Source organism: Pseudomonas sp. Leaf15 (assembly GCF_001421425.1).
Lineage (GTDB): Bacteria > Pseudomonadota > Gammaproteobacteria > Pseudomonadales > Pseudomonadaceae > Aquipseudomonas > Aquipseudomonas salomonii.
Window position 1 is genome coordinate 356,084 of the sequence record NZ_LMKI01000023.1, and the last position, 18,772, is coordinate 374,855.

Below are 18,772 nucleotides of genomic sequence, written 5' to 3' on the forward strand. Positions count from 1 at the left end.
ACAACCATAGCCCGCCAGCGCAGGAACACCAAGACCGCCGGGCAGGCACGCCTTATGATGGCCTCACCACGTTGAAGGAGAAACCGCGTGAACCGTCTTGAGCACATTTTGTTGATGGCTGACTACAACCAGTGGATGAACCGCAACGTCTATGCCGCCGCCAGCCAGCTTACCGACGCAGAACTGACCACGGACCGGCAGGCGTTCTTCGGCTCGATCCTCGGCACACTCAATCACCTGACACTCGGGGACACGGTGTGGCTCAAGCGATTTGCCGAACATCCGGCAGGCTTTGCCCGGCTGGCGCCATTAGCGTCGATTGCCACGCCTTCTGACTTGAAGCAACTGGCCTTTGCCAACCTGCGCGAGCTGGCGGCCCGCCGCGCCTGGCTGGACCAACTGATCATCGACTGGGCCAACAGCCTGTGCGAACCCGATCTGGACCAGCGTCTGCAGTACCACAACATGCGCGGCGTGGCGAACCACAAGCCGTTCTTCGCACTGCTGATGCATTTTTTCAACCACCAGACCCACCACCGGGGCCAGGCAACCACATTGCTGACCCAGGCGGGCGTGGACGTCGGTGATACCGACTTGCTGGCCCTGATTGATTGAACTCAGCGGGCACTGAAGGTGGCGTAAGCCTGCATCAAGCGCGGGAAGTCCTGCGGCTCGGGCAGTTGCGCAAAGCTTTCGACCGCCGGCGTCGCGGCCCAAGGCAGTTTTTCGCTGGTCCAGGTTTCCATGAACGGCACGTAGTCGCGGGCGTTATCCAGCAAGGTTGCGCGCACATTGACGAACTCATCGATGCCATGGGGGCGCGTAAACAGCCAGCTCATGCAGTGCGGGCAGCAATAATGGCGGTCCACGCCGTGCAAGCCGCCGATCACCGGGCAACCCTGGGTCACGGTGAAACCTGCGGCCGGAATCAACGCGCTAAGGGAAAACGCACTGGCGGTCATCTGCTGACAGCCGCTGCAATGGCACGCCATGGTGATTACCGGCGGCAAACTCACGCTGAAACGCACCCGACTACAACGGCAACTGCCTTCCAGCGGCAAGGTTTCGACGCTCATCACTCACTCCTTTTTATGATTGTTGGCACCACAGGGTAGCGTGAACCGCCCGTGGAATAAAACCGAACGCCGCACCGCCCGCGCGGTCACAACCCTGAGGGCTCGGGGTTGATTGCCCCCGCCCTGCCCACGCGTCGCCGCTGGTTTTTGGCCGCGCGTACCCCCATAAGAAGGAGACGCTTACATGGTCACTCACTTCAAGGTCGCCGGGCATCTGGCTTGCGGCCATCACGGCACCAACCTCACGTCCAGCACCGAGCTGAACCGAGTCAAATGCCGCAGCTGCCGCAATACCGACGCCTACAAAGAAGCGCGCCGCACCCAGCGCAACGCCGCCCGCCGTTCCGCGCGCAAAGCCAAAACCCATACTGCCGTGGACTGGCGCAGTGCCTGGACGCAACGCCTCACCGATTTGCCGGGGCTGCAGCGTCTGCCACGGGGTTTCAGCGGGCAGCCATTTGTCTGAGCTGTTCAGGCGCTGAAAACAGATTAACCCGGTTTCCATCGGGGTCCTGCAGCAGCGCAGACGTAGTGCCCCATGGCATATTCGTCACCGGCATCCGTACCTCTGCGCTGCTCAATTGTGGCAACACCGACTCAACCTCTTCTGCCTCAAATCCCAGGATCACCTGGGCGATGCTCCTTTGCCTATAGATGAGTGTCTGCCTGCTCAGCGGGATAAAACACGCCCTCCTTCCCTGTCTTTTTCAGGCGTTCGCGCACCATTGCCTCAACATGGGCCACTGCAGCCTGATCGTCAGCGTTGACCAACTGCAAGCACAGGCGTTGGACATTCTGATCGTGAGTGCCCTCGCTCATCATCTCGTGGGTGAACACCTGTTCGCCACGCCATAGGCATAGCTGGGTATGAGTTCCGCCGAGCCATATTTCGTTGATTGATCCAAGGTCGGTGGCCGCCAGTTGATCCAACCTGATTGTCTTATCCATTGTGCTGAGCCTTACCCATGAGTACATACAGGTAGACTGACAGGCATTGCCGGTCGTTCCCGGCGTCGGCGGTTCAGTGCGCCTGGTGCTCGGCGGGCGGCGCATCGGCCGCAAGCTTCTGCACGTCGCTGACCGCCAGCTCACCCGATTGGCCGCCCCAACCCTGGCGCAGGTAGTTGAGCAGGTCGGTCAGCTGTTGGTGATTGAGCTTGTCGGCAAAGCCCGGCATCGGTTGCATGCGTTCAAACCCGGTGAATTTCTGCTCGCCGATGCCGTCCTCGATCACCCGCAGCAGGTTGCGCGGGTCTTCCAGGCGCAACGTGGTGTTGCCGCGCATGGCCACCGCGATGTGCGGCTTGCCCTCGCCGTTCGGCGCGTGGCAGCCGGCGCACACGTTCAGATAGTCTTGACGACCGCGTCGGGCACTTGGGCTCATGGCTTCCAGCGACGTCTCGCTCAGCACCTTGGCCGCCGGCGGTTGATCGCCCAGCAGGAAGGTCGCCATGGCAGCCAGGTCCGGATCGTTAAGGCCCTGGGTGCTGTTATGGAACACCGGGAACATCTCGTTGAACATCGTGCCCTGGGCACTCATGCCGTGCTTGAGGAACGTGCTCAGGTCCTCATGATTCCAGCCGCGAGCGGCCAGGTCAGTGGCCAACAGGCTGGGTGCCAGATAGCCGTTGAGCATGCCGCCGGTCAGGCGTTTATCCTGCTGCATCGCGCCGGGCAAGCCCCGAGGCGTGTGGCATTCGCCGCAGTGGCCGAGCACTTCGACCATGTATTGGCCACGCTGGAACGCTTCGCTTTTGCCCTCGGTCGGCGCAAGTTTCACATCCTTGCCGTAGAGCATGTTCCAGCCCATCAGGCCCAGACGCACGTTGAACGGAAAGCTCAGGCGGGTAACCGGGGCCGCACGCTCGATGGGCTCGATGGTTTTCAGGTACGCATGGATCGCGTCCGAATCTGCACGGGGCATCAGGTGATACGAGGTGTACGGCATCGCCGGGTACAGATTCGCGCCATCCCGGCGTTTGCCTTCGGTGAGCGCAGCGAAGAATTCGTCATCGCTGTACAGGCCAATGCCGTGCTCTTTGCTCGGGGTGATATTGGTGCCATAAATGGTGCCGAACGGCGAAACGATCGGCAGACCGCCCGCAAACGGCGCGCCACCCGGTGCGGTGTGGCAGGCCATGCAGTCAGCGGCGCGGGCAAGATATTCGCCGCGTTTGACTTGATCGTCCGCGTGCGCCAGCAACACCGGAGTAGCCAGGCCAACCGCCAGCGCAAGACGGGAAAGTAGTTGCTTCATGCTTAACCCTCCTTGACCAGACCGAGATCGGTCAGCACGTTGCGGGTCGCGTTGTAGTAACGCACATAGCCGGTGCAGCGGCAGATGTGGTGACCGAGGCTGTCCTCGATGACCTTTTCCAGCTGGCTTTTGACGATCGGCTGACGCTGCAGCTTCTCCACCAGCACGGTCGCGGCATTGACGAAACCCGGCGCGCAGTAGCTGCACTGGAAGGCGAATTCATCGACGAAGCGCTGCTGGATCGGGTTCAGCTCAGTCACGTTGCCCTGCTCGTCGCGAGTCGCGTGGCCTTCGATGGTGCGTACTTTCTTGCCTTCGAAATAGTGTGCCCCGGTGATGCAGGTACGCACTTCTTCGCTGGTGCCGTCCGGGTTGTCAACGATCACCACGCAGGCGTGGCAAATGCCCTGGCCGCAGCCGAGCCGCGAGCCGGTGAGGTTTTTGTATTCGTGCAGGTAGTCGATCATCGGCAGGTCATCAGGGATGTCCACCGGGCCGACGGATTGACCGTTGAGGGTCAGTTGAAACGGACGGTTAGCCATTGAGGGCCTCCTTGATGCGCGCAGAAGTGATTGGCAGGTCGCGGACACGTTTGCCGATGGCGTGGGCCACGGCGTTACCGATGGCGCCGACGATCGGGATCATCACCACTTCGGCAATGCCCTTGGACGGGTCGCTCGGCGACAGCGGCGGCAGGATTTCGGCCGTCTGGTTCCACACAGCAACGTGTCGAGCCATCGGCAGACGGTAACGGTTGAAATTCCAGTCACCCTCCCCCGGCCCGCCTTCGTACAGCGGCATCTCTTCCATCAACGCATGGCCAATGCCCATGGCGATCCCGCCTTCAAGCTGGCCCTTGACCAGTTCTTCCACCAGCACCCGACCGCACTCGACCCACGAGTGATGGTTGAGCACTTGCACGTCGGCGGAGCCCTTGTTCACTTTCAATTCCACCAGCGTCGCGACCGGGCTGTAGTAAGTCACCGCCGCGTTGTTCAACTGGGTGTCCGGGTAGTGGACGTTCTGGCGATCCAGCAGGTGGAAACCGTTGCTGGTCATCTGGGCTTTCTTCGCGTTTGGCGCGCCGTCGCCGTACTTCACGGCCAGGCCGTCGAGCGGCAGGCGTTCACGCACGCCGTCGATGCTGTAATCGGCTTCGGCCCAGCTCCAACGGTTGAAGCCGTGCACAGTGGCGCCGGTCACCAGGCCTTTTTCGTGGGCGTGTTTGGCCAATTGCTCAAAGCTCAGCGGCTGCATGCCGTTGGCGGTGAGTTTGCCGTCGACCCAATGCGCATCTTCGCGGCGCACCACATACGGGTTGGCCTGGCCGCCGTAAGGGCCTTGGCCCCAGATCTGCAACGCCGCCGGCCACAGGCCGTGGTTGAACAGCACGCGCGAGGCTTCACGGGTGGCGTGGCTGAAGTAATACGCCGAGTTGGTCGCCGACGAAGCCGACGCCAGTTTGCCGACCCAGCGCGGGTTGCGCAGGAAACCATCCTGCTCGGCCTGGCTCATGACGTAAGGGTTGCCGCCCGTGATCAGTTGCAACTCTTCCCATTCGGTTTCGCCGGTCTTCACTTGCGTGGCCGGGATGCCGATGAAATCCGCCACCACCAGGGCTTGCGAGGTGGACATGCCGGTGCCGATTTCAATGCCGATATGGCGCAACGTCACATGCCCTTCAGCGGTGAATTCGATGCTGGCCATGGGTGCCTCGGAACCGGTGCCGAAGTCTTTCTGGCAGATGGCAAAACCGACGCCATACCAGTTATCCGGGTCAGCGGCTTCGCGGGTGTTTTTGATCTGGTCGCGGTTTTTCCAGACGTCGTGGGCAGCCGCTTTGTCGAGAATCTCGTGTAAGCGCAACGCCCCGGCCGGCACCGCGCCCTGGGTGTTTTTCATGCCCGAGAGCATGGCGTTTTTCTTGCGCAGGTCGATGGCATCGATGCCCAGACGCCCGGCGATTTCGTCGACCATCATCTCGGTCGAGGCCATGCTTTGCAGGGTACCGTAACCGCGCATCGAACCCGCTTCAACCGCGCGAGAATGGTAGGCCGTGACCTGCAAATCGTTCTGCGGCATGTAGTAGATCGACTGCGCTGCCGTGGCACCAACCGCTGCCACCGAAGGGCTGTAGTTGATACGCCCGCCGCCGTCGACGTTCATCTCGGCACGAAAGATCTGGAAACTGTGATCGTTTTTATCCACCGCCAATTGGTAACGGATGTCGAACGGGTGACGCTTGATGCCGCTCTGGAACTGCTCATAGCGGTCGTTGGCCAGGCGCACCGGCACACCGGCGCCATACAGCGCGGCGAGGGCTGCGTAGTAGACAAAAATGTTGTGGTCCTTGGAACCATAACCAACGGTGTAGCCCGGGTGCATGTTCAGATTCGCCAGGCCGAAGCGCGATGGCGCGATCATCTTTGCGGTTTCGGTGGCGGCTTCCAGCGGGCACTGGGTCGCGACGACAAAGTGCAACGTCTTGGTGGCCGGATCGTACCAGCCGTTACCGTTGTCCGGCTCCATCGCTGCCGGTTCAATCGACGGGGTTTTGTAGCGCTCGTCGAACACCAGCCAGTTGTCTGGCGGCGCGTCGATTTGCTGCTGCATCCGGTCGGCGTAAAACAGCCCGCGCTCGGTCAAGTTGCCGTGCAGGTCCGGCTGGGAATTCCATACCGGGCGACGGTTTTTCAGCATCGGGAACAGGATCGAATCCTTGAGGCTGGCGAATTCATCCGCGTCCGCCGAGGTCGCACCGCCGACGCGCACGTAGCGGAAGCTGCCGTAAGGATCACGTTCGTAATACGGCACCTGGGCACCGTAACGGATGGCTTTGTCATTGAATTTGAGTTTGGCCTTGGACTGACGGAAACGCTCGAAGTCGTTCCAGATCAGGATCGCCACAGGGTGACCGATGAACATCGGCACCTTGCCTTCCGGCAGCAGCGGATCCGGCGCGTGCTCTTCCGGGAAGACGATGCCGTCCTTGTCCAGGTCGGCGGCGGTGACGATGCGGTCAGGTTGCAACTCGGCGCCGAGCCACGAAAGATCGTAGCCGGCGTAAATGCGATCGGCCTTGGTTGTCTTCAGCAACATGGCATGGCCCTGCTGCTGCGGCCAACCCGGCATGTCCTTGGCGCGGATGTCGCGGGCAAACACCTTGCTGCCGCAGACCTTGGACAAGGCGTCGTTACGCGAGCGTGCCTTGCCGTTGTTGCCCAGCCATTGCTCGGACGGCACGGTCACGCTGTTTTCCATCAAGGCCGCCAGCGCCTGGGTGCTTAGCGGTGTAAGCGTCACGCTCACACCCGCCACCAGCCCGCCCTGAAGGAACGAGCGCCGGGAGATATCACGGTTGGACATGGATCATCCTCTGGGCGGTTATGGGTCCGCCCTTTTAGTTATGTTCTGGGGAATCGATCCTTGCAGGCGCGCTTTCGCTGGAAGCAAAAGGCTGGAGTTGACAGTGCAAAGCTGACCGAAAGGTTAACTTTATAGGTTTCTGCGCCTGCCGCAAACAATCTGTTACAAAAACCGAACAAAGAATCAACGCGTTGCCGCTTTGCTCTGAGTTAAAGCAAAGGTCGCGAAGGATCAGGGAAATATCAGGATGGCTACACACGCAAAAGGATCGGCAAACAGGTCATGCCGACAAAACGAGCGGTGGAGTTTTCTGATTTTGGGGAGCACAAACGAAAAAGGGCTCGCATGAAAAATCATGCAAGCCCTTGATATCTATGGTGCCCGAACCCGGAATCGAACCGGGACGCCCTTACGAGCGGGGGATTTTAAGTCCCATGCGTCTACCAGTTTCGCCATTCGGGCGGTAGCGCGGTGTTGCAGGGTTGGGAATATATAGACCCCGGCGCTTGGATGCAAGGTCGAGGCGCACCTTTATCGTGCTCATCCTGAGCTGAAAAACCTTGTCAGATCAGTGATCTACGCAGCCAACCTGGCATTGCACCAAGCGGGTTGGCTGACTGTCCTGGGCCGATGCCACGGGTTAAATGCAGCACTCGTTTTCCAGAATCAGCTAAGTTGAAGACTTTGGCGATACCAAAACCCATGATCAAACAGGAATGATCGCAATGCGCACCTTTTCAATCCAACATATAGATCATGTTGTTTTACGCGTGAAGGACATCACCCGCAGCCTGGCGTTTTACACCTCGGTACTGGGCTGTGACGTCAAAAAGCGTCGTGATGACCTAGGCATGATCCACCTGAGTGCCGGCACGTCCCTGATTGACCTGGTCGATGTGAACGGGTCGATCGGTCGTGAAGGTGGGGAGCCGGCGGGCAAGCAAAGGCATAATGTCGATCACGTCTGCCTGAGGGTTGAGCCTTTTGATGAATCCGCGATTCTCAACCACTTGGCTGAGGCGGGTGTGTTTGCTGAGAAAGCGCAGAAGCGCTATGGCGCAGACGGGACTGGCTGGTCGATTTATTTCAACGATCCGGATGATAACCGGATCGAGCTGAAAGGCCCTGCCATTTAGGCTAGCTGCATAGAGGACGGCGAACGATACGTTTATCGTGCGCCAGGCTTTCAGCGCACTAGTCAAAAGCGCCGTTAAGCACTTCGTAGATGATCCCGGAAGCAATAGCCACGAGGATCAGATCCGTGCCTGCCTGCTGCCATTCGTAGCCGTCGTAATGAGGCAGCCTGCCGAGTAATCGGCCGTCCAGCTTTTTCGCAATCCCTGGAGGCAGCGGCTTTCCTCGGGCGAGGTTCTTTTGTATGCCAGGGGGCAGTGGTGGGCCAGGCCGCCAATAATCACGATAGCCACCGAGCACGCCCAGCACACTGCCTCGATCAATGCTCGGACCATAGTGCGAATCGCCGCCTTTGCCCTTCTTGCCCTGCCCGCCTTGGCCGTTGCCGTTGCCGTTGCCATGGCCTTGCCCCTTCCCGTTACCAGGATCAGCCAACGCCGTCGCCGAGCCCGCGACCAGGGCAATGCAAGTGATGACGACTACCAACGAGCGAGATTTGAACATGATCATTCACTCCAGAAGGGACTGCCCTTTTGAATATAGATCGAATTGCCGAAATCAGTAGCGCTCGCCCATTACGGAGCGCTCAAATGCAGCCCGCTCAACTTTATAAAACCGATTCTCTTGCGAACGCCCTGCGAAGGTTTTTATTGAGGTATGCGAAAGCTGCCCGCCGATTTTCTCCATCGCCCGTTGCGAGCGAATATTGTCGGCGCCGACGTGGAACCATACGGTATCGACCCACTGAAAGGCGTGCTTGAGCATCAGTTGTTTAAGCTCGCCATTGGCCCCGCCGCCCCATTTTTCACGCGCCAGAAACGTGTACCCGATCGCCACCTCACGCTGCGGCTCACTGAAGTCATAGTAACGAGAGCTACCCACTACCCTGTTGCTGCTTCGGTCGATCACCACCACAACGCTGGGGGATGCCAGCGCCTGCTCGAACCATTCGCGAAACACCGGTTCCTGGTAGCGCGTGGGGCTGGGGTGCTGGGCCCAGATCAACGGGTCGCAGGCGACGCCATACAGGGCCTCGAAATCCCCGGCTTCCAGCGGGCGCAGCTCAATTAACGCGCCCTTGATGGAGGGCGGGATGGGTAGCGATTGCATTACTGTACTCCAGGCGCTGACAGTGCCAGATCATCGCGCAAGGGATATGGCACTCGCAAGCACATGGGGCAGCGCAGTACTGCTCAGTCGACCAGTTCGCCCTTACGCGCCAACGCCCACGGCGCAATCAACCGTTGCGGCGTCTGGCAGGCTTTACGCTTAAACACAAAGTTGCGGCACTTCTCGGCAAACTGCTGGCGGTTGTGCACCATGTCCAGTTCCATCTGGGCCAACTCGTTTTGGCGGCAGCGATCCATTGGCTCAAAGTCGATAGTGGCTTTGCGCATGCGTTGCGCGGCGTATTTCTCATCGCTCAGCGCGCCTTGGGCCGCTTGCAGTAACCATGCACTGAACGCACTCGGGCAACGTGGCCCAATGTCCTGCACCATGCCCCACTGCTGTGCCTGAATGGCGCTGATCGGCAGGCACTCTTCAGTGAGCTTATGGGCAATTTCACTGCCCACCGCACGCGGCAGGCTGTAGGTCCAGTACTCGGAGCCATACAGGCCCATGCTCTTGTAATGCGGGTTGAGTACTACGCCGGCACGGGCGAAGACGATATCGGCCGCCAGGGCCAGCATCACACCGCCGGCGCCGGCACTGCCAGTCAGGCCACTGACCACCAGTTGCCGGGCGGTCAGCAGTTCCTGGCACACATCGTCGATCGCCTGGATATTCGCCCAAGCCTCCAGCCCCGGTACGGCTGCGGCCTGGATGACGTTGAGGTGCACGCCATTGGAAAAGCTGCCACGCCCGCCCTTGATCAGCAGCACCTTTGTGCTGCGCGCCTTGGCCCAACGCAGTGCAGCGACCAGCCGTTGGCATTGTACGGTGCTCATGGCGCCGTTGTAGAACTCGAAGGTCAACTCGCCGACATCGCCGCACTCTCGATAGCGAATCGGTTGATAGGCCTGTTCATTGAAGGCTTGATGGGCGATTGAGCTGTCCAGCACGGGCACGCGCGCCAGGCGCCCGGCCAACACGTGACGGGCCGGTAACTTGAAGGTTTCCTCGCCTGGCTGGGCCTTGCGTTTGAGCGAGCCGACCCACACGCTCTGATCGCCGGCCGCGACCAATACCGCATCATCCTGTACCGCAAGCATTTCACCCGGCAGGCCCCGGCGTGCATCCAGGTGCGCGTCGTACAAGTAATACTGCTCGCCTTGGATGCTGGCCAACACACCCGGCTGGCCGTCGGCGGCGTCGATGCTGCGTTTGATGAAGCGCGCGCAGTCGTGCCAGCTGAAAGCCCGGTCTACCTGCTTCATGTTCGGCTGCAAGCGCCCGATAACGTTGGGCTGCGTGTAATCCAGCGGCGTAGGGAGCACACCACGGGTGAATTTTTCCACCACGTCGCGAATACAGGTGATCGCCGCATCACGCACCAGCCCGTTGTACAACTCGGACTTGCGTACCTCGGCGGGCATGTCGAATTCACAGGTCGACCACACCGGCCCCGCGTCCATCTCCTCCACCGCCTGCAACGCGGTGACGCCCCAGCTGCTGACCTGCCGGGTGATGGCCCAGTTCAGCGCGCTGGCGCCACGGTCACCGACAATACCCGGATGAATGATCACCACCGGGCGGTCGAGGTTGCTCCACAGCTGCTGCGGCACGCGGTCCTTGAGGAACGGGCAGATCACCAGGTCGGCGTCCGATGCCTCGATTTGCCGGCACACCGAGGCTTCATCGGTGAACAGCACCACGCTGGGGTTGAACCCCGACTGGCGCAAATCCAGCCAGGCCCGTTGGGTCAGACCGTTGAATGCAGAGGACAACAAGATGATCTTCAGTGATCGCATGGCAGACTCTTCCTTGAGGTGCACGGCCACAGGCTCGCATTGAGCCGTCCCTGGCCTTTGATGGAAGCGCAAGGTTAAAAGGCCTGCCAGGCGGGGCACCTGACCGAGATCAATCTTCGGTGCGGGAGTGCTGAATTGCGTCGCAAGAACCGGAGTTTCAGTGACCGGGCGCCTGCCTACACTGGCGCGAATGCTCAGTGACCGAGGCTTTCATGACTCCCCTTGCCGCCACCCTGGAACGCCTGGATTGGCAAATCATCCGCCTGGCACTCGACCGCGAAGGTTTCATCGTGCTGCCCGGCATGGTCGAACTTGAGGTCCCAGGCTTGTTCACCCACCTTCTGAACGGCTTTTATCCGCCATTGGCACAGCTTTCCAACCAGTGGAACGACATCCTGCAACTGCCCTACCGCTTCCCGCCCCAACTCACCGACTTTCACGCGCAGTGCCGCGCCGTCGGCCAACAGCAAGCACTGCCCCAGCTGACATGCCTGCGCAAAGACGAGCACCAGGCGTTGGGGCAGGACGCCGAGGGCGAGCACGTATTCCCCTTTCAACTGGTCGGCGTGCTGTCGGCGCCCGCTGAGAATTTCACCGGCGGTGAATTTATCCTCACCGAGCAACGGCCCAGAATGCAATCGCGGCCGATGGTGGTGCCGTTGCAGCGTGGCGATCTGACGGTCATCACCACGGCGCACCGCCCGTTCAAGGGCAGCAAGGGTTACTACCGGGTGAATATGAAACACGCGATCAGCCCAGTCCGAAGCGGCGAACGGCGCGGTTTTTTGCTCAGTTTTCACTTAGGCCCTGGGGCGCCCGATGACTGCTGAGCGTGTATGGCGGTTGTTGGGCAGCGATGGTCAACCCTACTCAAGCGCCCAACCGGGCACGCTGGGTGGCCATCGACGCGGCAAACGCTACGGCCAGCTGGATTGCCGCGCGGCGCTGCACGCCATCGCCCGTGGTGGCTATGTGCAGCACCGGGTGTTTTTCCTCAATCAATCCAGCGCCATCGCTGCGGGCTATCGCCCCTGCGCCATGTGCATGCCAGCCGAGTATCGCGAATGGAAACGTCAGCAGCCCTTATGAACACTCATCTGGAAAGTCTCGATTGGCCAACGATAGAAGCGGACCTGATGAACGACGGTTTCGCGCTGCTGCCAAGACTTTTGGCTAGGCAAACCTGTCAGCAACTCGCAGCGCTCTATGCCGATGAAAGCCATTTCCGCAGCCGCATCGTCATGCAGCGTTACGCTTTCGGGCAGGGTGAATACCAATACTTTCGCTACCCGCTGCCGGCGCTCGTCGACAACCTGCGCTCGCGCCTGTACGAACGCCTCGCACCGGTCGCCAATCGCTGGCACGCGGCGTTGAAGATCAATCAACGATTCCCCGACACCCATGCCCAATTCAAAGCGCTATGTCACCAGGCCGGCCAATGCAGGCCCACGCCGCTGATGCTGCGCTATCGACAAGATGACTACACCTGCCTGCATCAGGACTTGTATGGCGAGCAGGTGTTTCCGTTTCAGGTGGTATTCCTGCTGGACCAGCCGGGCCTGGATTTCGAAGGGGGTGAGTTCGTCCTCACTCACACTGGCTCCAGCAAGCCCGCTCGGGCTGAAGTGGTCCCCCTTGAACAAGGCCAGGCGCTGATCTTTGCCGTCAACAGCCGCCCGGAACGCTCCACGCGTGGTTTTTGCAAAGTCAGCGTGCGTCATGGGGTGAGCCGCCTGCATCGTGGAGAACGCCACACGCTGGGGATCATTTTTCACGATGCCAAATGAATGCGGTCATCGAGTCGCAATTCTGCTTTTATGTGGGAGCGGGCTTGCTCGCGAATGCGGTGTGTCAGACACGTAAACACTGACTGACCCACCGCATTGGCGAGCAAGCCCGCCCCCACACGATGAGTGCGGCCCTTGGATTTGGCGCCTATAACTGCTGTAGTGAAAAAACCACCTGACGGAGCATCACTATGAACCCGACGAAAACCGCATTGGTCCTGATTGAATTCCAAAATGACTTCACCACTGCGGGTGGGGTGTTTCACGACGCGGTCAAAGGCGTCATGCACAGCACCGACATGCTGGCAAACACTGCAACCACCGTTGAACAAGCACGAAAACTCGGTGTGAAGATCATCCATATGCCGATTCAATTTGCCGACGGCTACCCCGAACTGACGCACCGCTCCTACGGCATTCTCAAGGGTGTGGCAGACGGCAGCGCCTTTCGAGTTGGCAGCTGGGGCGCTGAGATCAGCGAGGCACTGAGCCGTGAGCCGGCTGACATCCTGATCGAGGGCAAACGCGGCCTGGATGCGTTTGCCACCACCGGCCTGGACCTGGTGCTGCGCAACAACGGCATCCAGAACCTGGTCGTCGCGGGCTTTTTGACCAATTGCTGCGTTGAAGGCACGGTTCGTTCGGGTTATGAGAAAGGCTACGACGTGGTGACGTTGACCGACTGCACCGCCACCTTCAGTGATGAGCAACAACACGCCGCCGAGAACTTCACCTTGCCGATGTTCTCGCAAACGCTGAAACACACCCAGTTTCTACAAGCATTGAACGCCCAATAAAAACAACGGCGACTCATCACTGAGTCGCCGCCTGCTTGCAGGCCTGCCTCACTCGTCGGGCACGTACTGCATCTCTCCGTTGCCAAACGACCAATCTTCGCGCTTTACATCCACCAGGCTGATCCACACATCTTCTTTGCGCAGCCCGGTTTTGGCGTGGATACCCTCAGCGATAAATTTATAAAAAGCCTTTTTCACCGCGATGCTACGCCCGGCGCTCCAGGTCACCTGGATAAACACGATGTTCGGCGTGTAGGTAATCCCCAGATACCCCGCCGCCGGATACACCAACTCATCCTTGGCGTGACGATTGATGATCTGGAATTTGTCATGCTCAGGTACATTGGCCACGCTCGTCATGGCGGCGTAGATCACGTCACCAATCGCAGCGGCGGTTTCAGTGGAGGTGTCGGCGGCCAGGTCGATTCGAACTAAAGGCATGGGAAATTCCTCGGCAGGTCAGTGGCCGGTACTCGAAAGCGGCCATTGAGACTACGCTAGCCCGAACGACAAAATTCATCAAGCGTATATTTATTTATTTAATAATGCGCAAATTGCATGTTATCAATGCTCCCGGCAAATGCATAATCAGCGCTGATCGACCAGGCGATCAGCGCCTCGCGCTCCTAAAGCATCGGCGACAGGCTGACCACCCGTAGCGCCAGCCCCTCATACGCGTCCAGCGTGATGGTGAACTCACCCTCAGCAGTCAGATCGCCCTCAACCCGCTCGTTGATAATGTCCACCACCGGCCCCGGCGCAATGTCGGGCAGGTGCAGGGTTTCGGTCAGTGCCGTACTGCCGAAGTTGAGCGCGGTGATTTGCGTGCCCTTCCCGGCCGGCAACTCGTGAACCATGATCAACAGCCCCGGATGCTCCACATCCGGCACCAGAATCTGGCGGCTGGCGGCGATTCCGTAGGCGTTGCGCACCGCGAGAATTTTCTGCAACTGGGACGCAAACGAGTCCGGGTCCAGCAACTGGCTGTTGAGGCTGCCATAGAGGGTTTTCGCCCTTGGCATCTGGCCGGCGGACAGTTCGGCGTCAGGGTTCAACTCCACCAGGTCATAGGCACCGCGATGAATCCAGCGCGTGTCGCCATCGCCCATCAAGTGCGCAACCGCATCGGCCGCCAACGGCAACGCGCCGACCAGGTCCCAACCCGACAACGCAAACACCCCAGGCTGCATGGCGTTGTACATCACCAGCAGTATATGGATACGGCGGATCTGCTCGATATCGGCCGGCGTGATCGCCTCCAGGTCACGGATGCCCAAGGCTGCCGTGATAATGCTGGCGGTGGTGCAAGAAACCCCATTGGTGACGAACTTGAGGTTATACGGCGCATGCTCGCCGGCCAGGCGCTCGTACATCTGCTCGCGGATATGCTCGCGCAGGCTGTTGCCGGGGAAGGTCTGGCCTTGGTAGAGGTAACTGTCGTGGGCGTGCAAGGTCCAGAAGTGCACCAGCTCCAGGGTCAGCTCATCGTGGTTTTGCAGCGCATGGATCAAAGAGCCTGGGTCAATGCCCTGGCTGTGCATCTCACGCAGCATCAGGCGCAGAAATTCGGTGTCGCCCATCAGCAGGGCATGCTGATACGCCGGGCGCGTGATGAAGTCATAGGACAGGTCGGCACCGCCGTGGGACATGGCGGCGATATCGTCGACGGTGAGGTTCAACTCCTGAAAGCTGAACCCGCCCGCTTTGCGAATCGCCCCGCCCAGCAACTGGTTGCCAGTGATCGACAACGGGTGGCTTTCCGACCAGGCGGTGCCGTCCAGCTTGCGCTCCACGCCGAGAAAGCCATTGGCGTCCAGGCGCAGGATCTTGGCGCCCATCACATCAATGGCATGCAGGGCGTCGCCGATGATCATCTGCTGCGCGGCAAACGAAGGGTCGAGCCAGTTCAGCGACGGCTGGCCTTCCTTGAAATAATGCAGGTACACCCAGCGGCGTGGTTTGGCGTCCACGCCAACGACCACCGGGGTTGCGCTCCAGTCGGTTTCCTTGACGCCGGGCTCGAAGAAGATCACCCGCTGCAACTGGCCGACGATGTAATGCTTGTCGCGCAGCGCATCCACCTGCGCGGGGCTGAGGTTCTGCGCATCACGCCCTTCGGCCACATCGGGCAGCAAGGGCCAGTCTTCCTCGCGGATCTCGACCATGTGGTAGAGCCCCGGATAATCCTCATACGCCATCTCGGCCAGGCGGAAGTCCGCGCCCTTGCCCGTGTGGGAGGGGATCACATCGTCGATGATCACCGCATTGTGCGCGGCGGCCATACGCGTCAGCGCCTGCAACTGCGCTTCGGTGCCCAACTGTGGGTCAATCTCGAAGCTGATGCGGTCAAAATTGCCATCGATGGTCGGCGTATGCCGCGTACCGTCCAGGCCACCGGACTTTTTCAGCGGGCCGTTGTGAATGCCCTGAATGCCAATTTTGGACAACGCCTGCCACAGGCTTTCGTCGCCCAGGGCTTCGAGCACCGTGCCGTTTTCACGGGTCACGATCGATGCCGGGTACGCGGTGAACCACACGGACGACAACGCTGAGGCATCACGCGGCCGGGTCTGCGCATACGGCTGCTGCCACAAGCGCCCTTGCCCGCTATAGAGCCTGGCCCGCTGACGCGCCGCATTGAGCATGGATTGTTGCACCAGCCAGTTCACATGATCGTTGTCCGCCGCCGTCATAAGCCTGTTTCCTCTTGCCGTGAAAAGGTTATTCGTAAGCATAGGAGCAGCGGATGCCATGATTCGTTGCATTTACTCCAATTGCCGATACTGCCTGGGCGTAAACCCGGTCAACGCCTTGAACTGGCGGGTAAACGCGCTGTGGTCGGTGTAGCCGCATTGCAGCGCCACCTCGGTGATCGGCAGGTCGGTGTGCAACAGCCGACGCGCATGCTCCAGGCGCACCTTCTGAATCATCTGCCGGGGCGTAAGGTGGAATACGCGTTTGCAGTAGCGCTCCAGTTGCGCCACGGAAATCCCGGCAATGCGGGTCAGCTCACCGAGGGTGACGCGTCGGTTGAAATGCTGGCGAATGTGTTCATCCACGGCGGCCAGGCGCTGGTAGGCCGGGTGCGTTTCGCTGGCCGATTGCAGGTCCACCGAAATACCCGCCAGGCCGATGATCGTGCCCTTGTCGTTGTACAACGGCCATTTGTGGGTCAGGCACCAGCCCGGTTCGCGGCTGCCATACAGGTGCAGCTCAAGCTGGTCTTCGAGCACAAAACCCTGCTCCAGCACGCGTCGGTCCTGCTCGGTGTAGCCCGGCCCCAATTGCGCGGGGAACACTTCGGCGCTGGTCTTGCCCAGCAGCGGATGCAGCTGTTTAAGGCCGCAGCGTTGCACCAGGGTGTGGTTGGCGAGCACGTAACGGGCGTCGATATCCTTGATGAAAATCGCGGCATTGGGGATTACGTCGAGCAAGGGCAACAACTGCGCGACCCCGGCCAATAGTTGCTCGATGCTGGTGGGGCGGTTGGCCTGTAGAAAGGTCGAAAATGCACTGGGCAGCATGGCCTGAGGCTCCGATTTTTTTAGGCAGATTGCACTATGCCAGCCTGCGTATCCACACAAGGTTGTGGGAGCTGGCTTGCCTGCGATGGCATCAACTCAGTGTGCCTGATGTACCGAGTCAACCGCATCGCAGGCAAGCCAGCTCCCACATAAAAGCTTAGATCGGCGGATACAAACTGTGCCGAATTCGTCATCCACATCAACGCAAAACATCAATCGCAGCGCCCCTTGATCGGTTCAGGATATCGCCACTGCATGCCTATCCAATAACTCACAAGAAGGCGCCGCCATGTCTGCTCAAGGCAAGTTCAAGAAACAACTTTCACTGATGGACCTGACCTTTATCGGGTTAGGCGCCATCTTCGGTTCGGGCTGGTTATTTGCGGCCAGCCACGTGTCCGCCATCGCCGGCCCGGCGGGGATTATTTCCTGGCTGATCGGCGGTTTCGCCGTGCTGCTGCTGGGCATCGTGTATTGCGAGCTCGGCGCCGCCCTGCCCCGCGCCGGTGGCGTGGTGCGTTACCCGGTGTATTCCCATGGCCCGCTGCTGGGCTACCTGATGGGCTTTATCACGCTGATCGCGTTCTCAAGCCTGGTGGCCATCGAAGTGGTCGCCTCGCGCCAATACGCCGCTGCCTGGTTTCCCGAACTGACCAAGGTCGGTTCCAGCGACCCGACCACCCTGGGCTGGCTGGTGCAGTTCGCCCTGCTGTGCCTGTTTTTTGTGCTCAATTACCGCAGCGTGAAGACCTTCGCCATCGCCAATAACCTGGTGAGCGTGTTCAAGTTCATCGTGCCGTTGCTGGTGATTGGTGTGCTATTCACCTTCTTCAAACCCGAGAACTTCCAGACCCAGGGCTTTGCCCCGTTTGGCCTGTCGGGCATCGAGATGGCCGTGTCGGCCGGTGGGGTGATTTTTGCCTACCTGGGCCTCACGCCGATCATCTCGGTGGCCAGTGAAGTAAAGAACCCGCAACGCACGATTCCGATTGCCTTGATCCTCTCGGTGCTGCTCTCGACCGCCATCTATGTGCTGCTGCAAACCGCGTTCCTCGGTGGCGTGCCGACCAAGATGCTCGCCGATGGCTGGGCGGGTATCAGCAAGCAACTGGCGCTGCCGTATCGCGACATTGCCCTGGCACTGGGCGTGGGCTGGCTGGCGTACCTGGTGGTGGCCGATGCGGTGATCTCGCCCAGCGGCTGCGGCAATATCTACATGAACGCCACGCCGCGTGTGGTGTACGGCTGGGCGCAGACCGGCACGTTTTTCAAGATCTTTACGCGCATTGATGAGAAGTCCGGCATACCGCGTCCGGCGCTGTGGTTGACCTTTGGTTTGTCGGTGTTCTGGACCCTGCCGTTTCCGTCCTGGGAAGCGCTGATCAATGTGGTGTCGGCGGCGCTGATTCTCAGCTACGCGGTGGCCCCGGTGACCGTCGCCGCGCTGCGCCGCAATGCACCGGACATGCCGCGGCCGTTCCGGGTCAAAGGCATGGCGGTGCTCGGCCCGCTGTCGTTCATCATCGCCGCGCTGATCGTTTACTGGTCGGGCTGGAGCACCGTGTCGTGGTTGCTTGGCCTGCAAATTCTGATGTTTGTGGTGTACCTGCTGTGCGCACGCTGGGTGCCCACCGCGCACCTGAATCTCAAGCAGCAAGTGCGCTCATCGGCCTGGCTGATCGGCTTTTATGCGGTGACCATCCTGCTGTCCAATCTCGGCAGTTTCGGCGGCATCGGTGTGATCAGCCATCCGTTTGACACGCTGGTCGTCGCCCTCTGCGCCCTGGGCATCTACTACTGGGGCGCCGCCACTGGTGTGCCCGCGCATCTGGTGCGCCTGGAACACGAAGACGACGAAAGCGAAGCCGTCAGCGACGCGCATTACAGCGCGCCACTGTCGCCAGCCACTCACTGATGGA

At 60.2% G+C, this 18,772-nt stretch carries 19 protein-coding genes and 1 tRNA gene; 8 read left to right on the forward strand and 12 right to left on the reverse strand.

Annotation, left to right across the window (positions count from 1 at the left end; all coding sequences use genetic code 11):
- Window positions 1-87: 87 nt before the first annotated feature.
- The gene (locus ASE80_RS17870) at window positions 88-615 is read left to right on the forward strand and encodes a DinB family protein (RefSeq protein ID WP_056860100.1); all 528 of its coding nucleotides are present in this window, start codon (window positions 88-90) and stop codon (window positions 613-615) included.
- Between the two features lie 2 nt (window positions 616-617).
- Here the strand turns inward: ASE80_RS17870 and ASE80_RS17875 are convergent, their stop codons facing one another.
- On the reverse strand, window positions 618-1,076 hold the full coding sequence (locus tag ASE80_RS17875; RefSeq protein WP_056860101.1) for a GFA family protein: 459 nt from the start codon (window positions 1,074-1,076) through the stop codon (window positions 618-620).
- 184 nt (window positions 1,077-1,260) lie between these two features.
- Here ASE80_RS17875 and ASE80_RS17880 point away from each other — a divergent pair, with 184 nt between their 5' ends.
- The gene (locus ASE80_RS17880; protein ID WP_056860102.1) at window positions 1,261-1,542 is read left to right on the forward strand and encodes a hypothetical protein; all 282 of its coding nucleotides are present in this window, start codon (window positions 1,261-1,263) and stop codon (window positions 1,540-1,542) included.
- A gap of 182 nt (window positions 1,543-1,724) precedes the next feature.
- Here the strand turns inward: ASE80_RS17880 and ASE80_RS17885 are convergent, their stop codons facing one another.
- The 5 genes from ASE80_RS17885 to ASE80_RS17905 form a co-directional block, all read right to left on the reverse strand.
- Window positions 1,725-2,024: a hypothetical protein gene (locus ASE80_RS17885; RefSeq protein ID WP_056860103.1), complete on the reverse strand. Its 300-nt coding sequence runs from the start codon at window positions 2,022-2,024 to the stop codon at window positions 1,725-1,727.
- A gap of 73 nt (window positions 2,025-2,097) precedes the next feature.
- Window positions 2,098-3,333 carry a c-type cytochrome gene (locus ASE80_RS17890; RefSeq protein WP_056860104.1) on the reverse strand — a complete coding sequence of 412 codons (1,236 nt, stop codon included), beginning with the start codon at window positions 3,331-3,333 and terminating at the stop codon, window positions 2,098-2,100.
- 2 nt (window positions 3,334-3,335) lie between these two features.
- Entirely contained in the window at window positions 3,336-3,875 is a 540-nt protein-coding gene (locus tag ASE80_RS17895; protein ID WP_056860105.1) for a (2Fe-2S)-binding protein, read from the reverse strand.
- Window positions 3,868-6,699, reverse strand: coding sequence for a xanthine dehydrogenase family protein molybdopterin-binding subunit (locus ASE80_RS17900; RefSeq protein ID WP_056860106.1), 2,832 nt, complete (start codon window positions 6,697-6,699; stop codon window positions 3,868-3,870). Before ASE80_RS17900 ends, ASE80_RS17895 begins: the two co-directional genes overlap by 8 nt.
- A 375-nt stretch (window positions 6,700-7,074) precedes the next feature.
- A tRNA-Leu gene (locus ASE80_RS17905) sits at window positions 7,075-7,161 on the reverse strand.
- Between the two features lie 263 nt (window positions 7,162-7,424).
- Between ASE80_RS17905 and ASE80_RS17910 the strand changes: the two genes are divergently transcribed.
- On the forward strand, window positions 7,425-7,835 hold the full coding sequence (locus ASE80_RS17910) for a VOC family protein (protein WP_056860107.1): 411 nt from the start codon (window positions 7,425-7,427) through the stop codon (window positions 7,833-7,835).
- Between the two features lie 58 nt (window positions 7,836-7,893).
- Here the strand turns inward: ASE80_RS17910 and ASE80_RS17915 are convergent, their stop codons facing one another.
- The 3 genes from ASE80_RS17915 to ASE80_RS17925 form a co-directional block, all read right to left on the reverse strand.
- Window positions 7,894-8,337: an anti-virulence regulator CigR family protein gene (locus ASE80_RS17915; RefSeq protein ID WP_056860338.1), complete on the reverse strand. Its 444-nt coding sequence runs from the start codon at window positions 8,335-8,337 to the stop codon at window positions 7,894-7,896.
- Window positions 8,338-8,391: 54 nt separating this feature from the next.
- The gene (locus tag ASE80_RS17920; protein WP_056860108.1) at window positions 8,392-8,943 is read right to left on the reverse strand and encodes a GNAT family N-acetyltransferase; all 552 of its coding nucleotides are present in this window, start codon (window positions 8,941-8,943) and stop codon (window positions 8,392-8,394) included.
- An 83-nt stretch (window positions 8,944-9,026) separates the two neighbouring features.
- The gene (locus tag ASE80_RS17925; RefSeq protein ID WP_056860109.1) at window positions 9,027-10,745 is read right to left on the reverse strand and encodes a hydrogenase maturation protein; all 1,719 of its coding nucleotides are present in this window, start codon (window positions 10,743-10,745) and stop codon (window positions 9,027-9,029) included.
- Window positions 10,746-10,957: 212 nt separating this feature from the next.
- Here ASE80_RS17925 and ASE80_RS17930 point away from each other — a divergent pair, with 212 nt between their 5' ends.
- From ASE80_RS17930 to ASE80_RS17945, 4 genes are all read left to right on the forward strand, one after another.
- Window positions 10,958-11,575 (forward strand): 2OG-Fe(II) oxygenase, encoded by a 618-nt coding sequence (locus ASE80_RS17930; RefSeq protein ID WP_056860110.1) that lies wholly within the window; start codon window positions 10,958-10,960, stop codon window positions 11,573-11,575.
- Complete coding sequence (locus tag ASE80_RS17935) at window positions 11,565-11,834, forward strand: Ada metal-binding domain-containing protein (protein ID WP_056860111.1); 270 nt, start codon at window positions 11,565-11,567, stop codon at window positions 11,832-11,834. The genes ASE80_RS17930 and ASE80_RS17935 overlap by 11 nt, the downstream gene beginning before the upstream one ends.
- Entirely contained in the window at window positions 11,831-12,532 is a 702-nt protein-coding gene (locus ASE80_RS17940) for a 2OG-Fe(II) oxygenase (RefSeq protein ID WP_082463641.1), read from the forward strand. Before ASE80_RS17935 ends, ASE80_RS17940 begins: the two co-directional genes overlap by 4 nt.
- 191 nt (window positions 12,533-12,723) lie before the next feature.
- Complete coding sequence (locus ASE80_RS17945; protein WP_056860113.1) at window positions 12,724-13,329, forward strand: cysteine hydrolase family protein; 606 nt, start codon at window positions 12,724-12,726, stop codon at window positions 13,327-13,329.
- 48 nt (window positions 13,330-13,377) lie between these two features.
- Here ASE80_RS17945 and ASE80_RS17950 read toward each other — a convergent pair whose 3' ends face one another.
- The 3 genes from ASE80_RS17950 to ASE80_RS17960 form a co-directional block, all read right to left on the reverse strand.
- Window positions 13,378-13,770 (reverse strand): tautomerase family protein, encoded by a 393-nt coding sequence (locus tag ASE80_RS17950; protein WP_056860114.1) that lies wholly within the window; start codon window positions 13,768-13,770, stop codon window positions 13,378-13,380.
- 185 nt (window positions 13,771-13,955) lie between these two features.
- The gene (gene treS / locus ASE80_RS17955) at window positions 13,956-16,022 is read right to left on the reverse strand and encodes a maltose alpha-D-glucosyltransferase (RefSeq protein ID WP_056860115.1); all 2,067 of its coding nucleotides are present in this window, start codon (window positions 16,020-16,022) and stop codon (window positions 13,956-13,958) included.
- 72 nt (window positions 16,023-16,094) lie between these two features.
- A complete protein-coding gene (locus ASE80_RS17960; protein WP_056860116.1) occupies window positions 16,095-16,853 on the reverse strand; it encodes an AraC family transcriptional regulator in 759 nt (252 codons plus the stop codon).
- Window positions 16,854-17,142: 289 nt separating this feature from the next.
- On the opposite strand from ASE80_RS17960, the gene ASE80_RS17965 reads away from it, so the two are divergent.
- A complete protein-coding gene (locus ASE80_RS17965; protein ID WP_056860117.1) occupies window positions 17,143-18,768 on the forward strand; it encodes an APC family permease in 1,626 nt (541 codons plus the stop codon).
- Window positions 18,769-18,772 lie beyond the last annotated feature (4 nt).

What these genes read in the sequence shown, in the direction of transcription:
- ASE80_RS17875 (WP_056860101.1), bottom strand. Translation starts at nt 1,076, where the DNA reads ATGAGCGTCGAAACCTTGCCGCTGGAAGGCAGTTGCCGTTGTAGTCGG.
- ASE80_RS17880 (WP_056860102.1), top strand. Translation starts at nt 1,261, where the DNA reads ATGGTCACTCACTTCAAGGTCGCCGGGCATCTGGCTTGCGGCCATCAC.
- ASE80_RS17885 (WP_056860103.1), bottom strand. Translation starts at nt 2,024, where the DNA reads ATGGATAAGACAATCAGGTTGGATCAACTGGCGGCCACCGACCTTGGA.
- ASE80_RS17890 (WP_056860104.1), bottom strand. Translation starts at nt 3,333, where the DNA reads ATGAAGCAACTACTTTCCCGTCTTGCGCTGGCGGTTGGCCTGGCTACT.
- ASE80_RS17895 (WP_056860105.1), bottom strand. Translation starts at nt 3,875, where the DNA reads ATGGCTAACCGTCCGTTTCAACTGACCCTCAACGGTCAATCCGTCGGC.
- ASE80_RS17900 (WP_056860106.1), bottom strand. Translation starts at nt 6,699, where the DNA reads ATGTCCAACCGTGATATCTCCCGGCGCTCGTTCCTTCAGGGCGGGCTG.
- ASE80_RS17910 (WP_056860107.1), top strand. Translation starts at nt 7,425, where the DNA reads ATGCGCACCTTTTCAATCCAACATATAGATCATGTTGTTTTACGCGTG.
- ASE80_RS17915 (WP_056860338.1), bottom strand. Translation starts at nt 8,337, where the DNA reads ATGTTCAAATCTCGCTCGTTGGTAGTCGTCATCACTTGCATTGCCCTG.
- ASE80_RS17920 (WP_056860108.1), bottom strand. Translation starts at nt 8,943, where the DNA reads ATGCAATCGCTACCCATCCCGCCCTCCATCAAGGGCGCGTTAATTGAG.
- ASE80_RS17925 (WP_056860109.1), bottom strand. Translation starts at nt 10,745, where the DNA reads ATGCGATCACTGAAGATCATCTTGTTGTCCTCTGCATTCAACGGTCTG.
- ASE80_RS17930 (WP_056860110.1), top strand. Translation starts at nt 10,958, where the DNA reads ATGACTCCCCTTGCCGCCACCCTGGAACGCCTGGATTGGCAAATCATC.
- ASE80_RS17935 (WP_056860111.1), top strand. Translation starts at nt 11,565, where the DNA reads ATGACTGCTGAGCGTGTATGGCGGTTGTTGGGCAGCGATGGTCAACCC.
- ASE80_RS17940 (WP_082463641.1), top strand. Translation starts at nt 11,831, where the DNA reads ATGAACACTCATCTGGAAAGTCTCGATTGGCCAACGATAGAAGCGGAC.
- ASE80_RS17945 (WP_056860113.1), top strand. Translation starts at nt 12,724, where the DNA reads ATGAACCCGACGAAAACCGCATTGGTCCTGATTGAATTCCAAAATGAC.
- ASE80_RS17950 (WP_056860114.1), bottom strand. Translation starts at nt 13,770, where the DNA reads ATGCCTTTAGTTCGAATCGACCTGGCCGCCGACACCTCCACTGAAACC.
- treS (WP_056860115.1), bottom strand. Translation starts at nt 16,022, where the DNA reads ATGACGGCGGCGGACAACGATCATGTGAACTGGCTGGTGCAACAATCC.
- ASE80_RS17960 (WP_056860116.1), bottom strand. Translation starts at nt 16,853, where the DNA reads ATGCTGCCCAGTGCATTTTCGACCTTTCTACAGGCCAACCGCCCCACC.
- ASE80_RS17965 (WP_056860117.1), top strand. Translation starts at nt 17,143, where the DNA reads ATGTCTGCTCAAGGCAAGTTCAAGAAACAACTTTCACTGATGGACCTG.